The organism is Deinococcus multiflagellatus, from assembly GCF_020166415.1.
In the GTDB taxonomy this organism is placed as follows: Bacteria; Deinococcota; Deinococci; order Deinococcales; family Deinococcaceae; genus Deinococcus; species Deinococcus multiflagellatus.
This window is the reverse complement of the sequence record NZ_JAIQXV010000027.1, coordinates 41,473-47,725: the sequence shown is the minus strand read 5'-3', so window position 1 is coordinate 47,725 and position 6,253 is coordinate 41,473. Positions and strand designations below refer to the sequence as shown.

The 6,253-nt window shown below is 63.6% G+C and carries 8 protein-coding genes; 1 reads left to right on the top strand and 7 read right to left on the bottom strand.

Translation table 11 applies throughout. The features are described from left to right. Window positions 1-139: 139 nt before the first annotated feature. From trxB to K7W41_RS21670, 6 genes are read right to left on the bottom strand one after another with little or no spacing between them, the layout of a single operon-like run. Window positions 140-1,099 carry a thioredoxin-disulfide reductase gene (gene trxB, locus K7W41_RS21695; RefSeq protein ID WP_224612483.1) on the bottom strand — a complete coding sequence of 320 codons (960 nt, stop codon included), beginning with the start codon at window positions 1,097-1,099 and terminating at the stop codon, window positions 140-142. Further along, the gene (locus K7W41_RS21690) at window positions 1,096-1,815 is read right to left on the bottom strand and encodes a metallophosphoesterase family protein (RefSeq protein ID WP_107139231.1); all 720 of its coding nucleotides are present in this window, start codon (window positions 1,813-1,815) and stop codon (window positions 1,096-1,098) included. Before K7W41_RS21690 ends, trxB begins: the two co-directional genes overlap by 4 nt. After that, entirely contained in the window at window positions 1,812-2,243 is a 432-nt protein-coding gene (locus K7W41_RS21685) for an arsenate reductase ArsC (protein ID WP_107139230.1), read from the bottom strand. The genes K7W41_RS21690 and K7W41_RS21685 overlap by 4 nt, the downstream gene beginning before the upstream one ends. After that, window positions 2,240-2,926, bottom strand: coding sequence for an MIP/aquaporin family protein (locus tag K7W41_RS21680; RefSeq protein WP_224612481.1), 687 nt, complete (start codon window positions 2,924-2,926; stop codon window positions 2,240-2,242). Before K7W41_RS21680 ends, K7W41_RS21685 begins: the two co-directional genes overlap by 4 nt. Before the next feature lies 1 nt (window position 2,927). Next, window positions 2,928-3,389, bottom strand: coding sequence for an arsenate reductase ArsC (locus tag K7W41_RS21675; RefSeq protein ID WP_107139228.1), 462 nt, complete (start codon window positions 3,387-3,389; stop codon window positions 2,928-2,930). A gap of 9 nt (window positions 3,390-3,398) precedes the next feature. Beyond that, window positions 3,399-3,719, bottom strand: coding sequence for an ArsR/SmtB family transcription factor (locus K7W41_RS21670; RefSeq protein WP_107139227.1), 321 nt, complete (start codon window positions 3,717-3,719; stop codon window positions 3,399-3,401). 63 nt (window positions 3,720-3,782) lie between these two features. Between K7W41_RS21670 and K7W41_RS21665 the strand changes: the two genes are divergently transcribed. Beyond that, window positions 3,783-5,417, top strand: coding sequence for an IS1182 family transposase (locus K7W41_RS21665; protein WP_224612485.1), 1,635 nt, complete (start codon window positions 3,783-3,785; stop codon window positions 5,415-5,417). Between the two features lie 126 nt (window positions 5,418-5,543). Here the strand turns inward: K7W41_RS21665 and K7W41_RS21660 are convergent, their stop codons facing one another. Further along, on the bottom strand, window positions 5,544-6,209 hold the full coding sequence (locus tag K7W41_RS21660; RefSeq protein WP_107139226.1) for a metal-dependent transcriptional regulator: 666 nt from the start codon (window positions 6,207-6,209) through the stop codon (window positions 5,544-5,546). Window positions 6,210-6,253: the final 44 nt, after the last annotated feature.

Here is a 6,253-nt window from a genome sequence, read left to right as displayed (position 1 = left end):
TGATCCTTTGGAGGAGCGGCTGTATCTGGAACAGCGTCCGCTCCTCGGCCGGAATACTGAACACGAAGCCCTGCCTGAACAACGCATCCCCTTCTTCAAGGACTTCAAACTTGAAGAAGGGGAAACGCCAGACGCCTGATCAGTCTGCGGCAGTTTCGGCTTCGACTTCCAGGGCGGCCAGGGCGCGCTCGGCGCTCATGGCGGCGCGGGTGCCGGCCCCGACGCTGGTGCCCAGTTGGCGGTAGATGTAATCACTCACGTCGCCCGCAGCGAACAGCATGGGCACGCTGGTGTAGATCTCGTCGGTCACGTCCACGTAGCCGTCGGGGCGCAGCTTCACGGTGTCCTTCACGAAGTCGGTGTTCGGCACATGACCGATGAAGATGAACACGCCGTCGGTGGCCATATCGGTCACCTCGCCGGTTTTCAGGTTCTTCAGGTGCACCCCGGTCACGGTGTCGTCGCCCTCGATTTCCTCGACCGCCGTGTCCCAGATGAACTTCATCTTGGGATTGGAAAACGCCCGGGCCTGGGCCACCTTGTTGGCGCGCAGGGTATCGCGGCGGTGAATCAGGGTCACCTCGTCAGCAAACTTGGTCAGGAACAGGCCCTCTTCCACGGCGGCGTCGCCGCCGCCCACCACGACCACCTTCTTGCCCCGGTAAAAGAAACCGTCGCAGGTGGCGCAGGTGCTGACGCCCTTGCCCCAGAAGTGCTCCTCGCCGGGCACGTTCAGGCGCTTGGGGTTGGCCCCGGTGGCCAGAATCACGGCCTTGGCGCGGTAGGTGCCGCCGTAGCCCGTCACCGTGAACGGGTACTCGTGGTCCTGCTCGTCGCGCACGATGGCCTGCACCTCGTCCATTTCGATCACGCCGCCGAATTTCTCGGCCTGCTGCTGCATGCGGCCCGCCAGTTCCATGCCGCTGATGGGCTCGGGGAAACCGGGGTAGTTCTCGACTTCTTCTGTCTGAGCAATCTGGCCGCCGGGCAGGCCCTTTTCCAGAATCAGGGTCTTCAGGCTGGCGCGGCCGGTGTAAATCGCAGCGGTCAGGCCGGCGGGGCCGCCGCCGACGATCACCACGTCGTAGTGCTGGGTCATTTTGAGTCCTTTCCAGTCCGGAGCTGCGTGGCTTCTTTTGTGCCGTGATAGGCGTGTTGGTCGGCCCATTGAGCCGCCGCCTCAATGTTGTAGGGCACACGCCGGAAGGTGACGTTCCATGCGCCCCCTTCACCCTCCAGCAGCACCCAGCGGGCGAGGGGCGAGCCGTCTTTCTGCCGGGAGACCGCACCCGCGTTCACCACGGTCAAGGCACCTATCTGGCGAAGGTGTTCCAGGTGGGAGTGGCCCACGATGACGACACGGGCGTTCCCGGGGTTGCTCAGCCGTTCCTGCACCAAGTCGTCATGTGCCCAGGCGTTGCCATCGCGCAGCAGGTAGGTCCAGGCGGAGTCTGGGGTCCCGTGGGCGGCCAGGACTTGACCGTCGGCCAAGGAGACGGAGGTGGGCAGGCCAGCCACGTACGCTCCAGCACCCTCGGGGAGCTGCTCATGGAGCCAGGCCAGCATCTCGCGCTTTTCGGTGGTCTCGGTGAGCGGCTGCCCCAGGCGCTCATCGGTATTCCCCCGCACTTCCAGGACGCCGTACTCGGCTTTGAGCTGTTGTTGAAGCTGCCACGCCCCAGCGGGGTCGGCACCACCAAAGAGCTGGTCCCCCAGATTGACCCAGGCGTCCGGTTGGTGGGCCTTGATGTCTTCAACGACCGCCTCCAGAGCGAAACGGTTGCCATGTACGTCTCCATAGACCGCAATCTTCATGCGCGCTCCGCGACCCAGGCCTGCACGCGGGCGTCAATCTCATCCCGCACGCGGCGGAACACCTGCAGGCGCTCGTCTTCAGTACCTGTGGCCGCAGCTGGATCATCGAACGACCACGACAATCGGTAGGTCGCATTCGGGAAGCTGGGGCAATTTGCTTCTGCACGGTCACAGACGGTGATCACGTAGGTGAAGTGCTCCGCGATCAAGGGCCGCACACCCTTGGCCTGGAGGTGCTCCGTTGGGAAGCCCTGCTCTTTGAGGACCTGCACCGTGAGGGGATTCACCTCACCTGGTTCCAGGCCAGCAGAGGTGACCTGAAACCTGTCCCCCCCGTGGTGTTCAAGCAGCACCTGGGCCATCTGGGACCGGGCGGTGTTGCCGGTGCAGAGGAAGAGCACACGGATGGGGCGGGGAGCGTCGGTCATGCAGTTTCTCCTTCAGGAACAAATTCCTGGGCCCTGCGGGGCTGGGTTTCGACTGGTTCAGTGGGGGCCAGGAGGTGGTTGGCCGCGACCGCAAGCGCCGCACCAAGCAAAGGGGCAACCCAGTACAGCCAGTGGGCCGTCCAGATGCCGCTGGCCAAGGCCGGACCAAAGGAGCGGGCCGGGTTCATGCTTGCGCCCGTGATGGGGCCGCCCATGGCGGCTTCCAGGGCCACTACACCGCCCACAACCCAAGGCAATCCCGACCGCAGGGCGACCAGGAGGAGGAAGAAGGTCAGGATCAGTTCCAGAACGAACGCCTGCATAACGCTGCCAGCCGGCACGGTGACGCCCAGATTGCCCTTCATGCCGAACAGAGCGAGCAGGACAAAGGCCGCCAGAGTCGCCCCGATCAACTGAGCGGCCACGTAGGGCACCACACGCGCCTTCGGGAACTTTCCAGCCAGCGTCAGCGCAAACGTAGCGGCTGGGTTGATGTGTGCGCCGCTGATGGGGGCGAGGGCGGCAATGACGGCCGTCACCGTGAGACCGAAGACCACCGCGACCCCGAGGTGCCCGAGAGCCCCCGTCTGTGCCTGAACAACTGCCGCACCAGGCCCGAAGAACACCAGGGCAAAGGTGCCTAGACCTTCAGCCGTGACGGCGCGGGACAGGGGCACCGTCATCTCAGGCCACCGTGACGGCAGGACTGTCTTCGTAGGTGGGGGGCGCGTCCTCGCCATCTTTCAGCGCCTGCACGAAGGCATCGAACTGGACTTTAAGCTGGTCGCGTACGGTGCGCCAGCGGTCCAGGCTGCCGCCACTGGGGTCCGTGAACGGGTAGTGACGCCGGTTGGTTTTGCCGGGGTACACCGGGCACGCTTCAGCGGCACTGTCACAAACGGTGACGACGTAGTCGAAGTTCTGTGCGTCAGGCACATCCCAGAGGGTCTTGCTGATATGGGTCGACAGGTCAATGCCCAGTTCGGCCATCACGGTTTTAGCGTCATCTTTGACCCGCGTGGCTTCGGTTCCGGCGGAATGCACCTCCAGGTCCACGCCCAGGCGCTGGGCCGCGTTACGGGTGAGGGCTTCGGCCATTTGGGAGCGGGCGGAATTGTGGGTGCAGAGAATCAGGACACGGGGCACCCGGCCACGTTAACACACCGATTTCGGTTGATGTGTCAAGCCGACGTGATCTGGGAAGAGATCCACGAGCAGGTGACCACCAATGCGGAACAGGGGTTCGCGGCGCAGCGTGTAGTACGTATTCTTTCCGCGCTGTTCTGCCGTCACGAGGCCCGCTTCTTTGAGGATGCCCAGGTGGTAAGAGACTTTGGATTGAGGTAAGCCCAGCAGGGCTTCGAGGTCGCAAACACAGTGTTCGCCCTGAGCCAGATGACGCACCAGGTCGTATCGGGTGTCTTGTGCAAGCGCCTTAAGCTGGTCAAGCACCGGAGGCGCAGTCAGAGTGGTCACCCATCTATTCTATTCAGTGATGTGCCGTTGGGTGTGAGTCTGACAGATGGTGGGGCACACTCAATCATGCTGCGTCCAACCAATTCCCTCTCCCTTCCCGAAGACACGGCACGCATCGCCCACATGGCCTTTCCTCAGGGCAACCTGTATCTCAGCCTTCGAGACGAGTTTGGCGAACTCTTCGATGATGGTGCCTTCCAGGACTTGTTTTCGAGACGGGGTCGGCCCGCGTTGCCGCCGTGGCGCCTGGCCCTCATCACTGTGGTGCAATTTCTGGAAGGTGTGACCGACCGGCAGGCTGCCGATCAGGTGCGGGCTCGCATCGACCTGAAGTATCTCCTGGGCCTGCCCCTGGACGATCCTGGCTTTCACTTCAGCGTGCTGAGCGAGTTTCGGTCCAGGCTCATTGCCGGAAGCGCTGAAGGGCAGTTGCTGGATGGTCTCCTGAGCAAGTTTCGAGACCGGGGTCTGATCAAGAGGCGTGGCCGGCAACGGACAGACTCAACCCATGTCCTGGCCCGCGTCCGGTCCCTGACTCGCCTGGAATCGGTGGGGGAAACGTTGAGGGCTGCGCTAAACGCGATTGCGACCATCCAACCAACGTGGTTGGCCTGGTGCCCACCGGAGTGGTTTTCAAGGTACGGCGAACGGCTGGAGAGTGCACGGCTGCCGAAAGGCCAGGAAGAGGGCCACGCGTATGCCTGTCAAATTGGCCAGGATGGCTGTGCACTCCTGACTCAGATCGACGGCACAGCCCACGTGCAGCTCGGCGACTTGCCAGCCGTGCAGACCTTACGGCGGATGTGGGCCCTGCAGTTCACGCAGGTGGACGGAGACGTGCGGTGGCAGGACGGGATGGTGACCAATGCGCGTGAGCGGTTCAACTCACCCTATGACCCGGAAGCGGGGTACGGGGCGAGAGGGGGCCTCAAGTGGTCGGGCTATAAGGTGCATTTCACCGAAAGCTGCGAGGAGGACACGCCTCATGTCATGACTGCTGTGCGCACCACGGAAGCCGCCCTCACGGACTATCAGGTGATCGACGACATCCATCAGTCATTGGCAGAACGCCAGCTGCTCCCAGAGGAACATTTGCTGGATGGCGGCTACATCAGTGGCGATCTGGTGGTTCGGGCGAAAGAGCACCATGGGGTCCGGGTGATTGGGCCAGCACGGCAGAACGCCAGCTGGCAGGCACGGTCAGGAGGCTACGATGTGACGGCGTTTCAGATTGACTGGGCCAAGGAGCAGGCCGTGTGTCCACAGGGACACACCTCGTACTATTGGAAAAACCTGCGGGAAAAGCGCGGGTATGACCTGATTGAAGTGCGATTTCGAGAACGGGACTGTCAGAAGTGTCCGGTCAAAGCGCGCTGCACCAGAGTGAAATCGGCTGGGCGGAAACTGTCGTTACGGGGGCAGGCGCAGCATGAGGCGATTCAGGAAGGCCGGGCATTGGAGACCAGCGTCCAGTGGGGCAAGGTCTATACACGCCGTGCCGGCATTGAGGGGACACACTCATTGGGCGTGCGGACCATGGGTTTGCGCCGGTCAAGGTATCGGGGACAAGCGAAAACCCATGTGCAACATGTGGCGACTGCGGCGGCAATCAACCTCATGCGTGTCGCAGCCTGGCTTGAGCATGTCCCCCGGCAGGGCACTCGCATATCACGCTTTGCGGCTCTGAAACCCCAATAAGCCGACAGAATCAACTGGTTCGCTGTGAGGCCCTCCCCGCCTGAAAGGCCAGTCACGCGTCGCGGGCACCGGACGGCCAGGAAACCGTCCGGTGCTTCGTGGTGCGGGCACGCTGCTTCTCAGCCGTTATGTCAGGGTGACACCAATGCGGCGGGCCACGGTTTCAGCCAGGACCACGGGCTGGCCTGCGCCCTCTGCCTGAACGGTCAGGGTGCCCAGGCCTGGACAGCGTGCCCGCACCGTGACCCTGACGCCTGGCCTCAGGGCGTGGACTTGAAGGGCCTGCGCCGCCTGAGGCTGATGGGGAAGCTGAATGATGCGGGCCAGGGTGGCCAGGGGCACGTCCGTGAGGCGAAGTCCAGACCCGGTCGCTGGGTGGCCGTCACTGCCCGGGATGGCGTCACCGTGCGGATCAATGACGGGATGGCCCAGCCACGCGGTCACCCGCGCTTCAAGCCCCTCACTCATCACGTGCTCCAGGCGCTCGGCCTCCTCATGCACGTCGCTCATGGGGTAGCCCAGGGCTTCATGCAGGTACAGTTCCAGCAGGGTGTGGCGCCGCAACACGTTCAGGGCGGCGCGCACGCCTGCGGGCGTGAGGTGCGCGCCGCGGTAGGGCACGTGCCGGACCAGGCCCCGCTCGGTGAGGCGGCGCAGCATGGCGGTCACGCTGGCCGGGTTGACGCCGTGCGCGTCGGCCAGGGCCTGGGTGGAGACGCGCCCGCCCTGCCCGAGCAGGTACATCTGTTTGAGATAGTCCTCCACGGACGGGGAGAAGGTGTGCCCGGGCATGCGAAAAGTATGGCACGCCTTGACAATATTTTAGGCAAGACTAA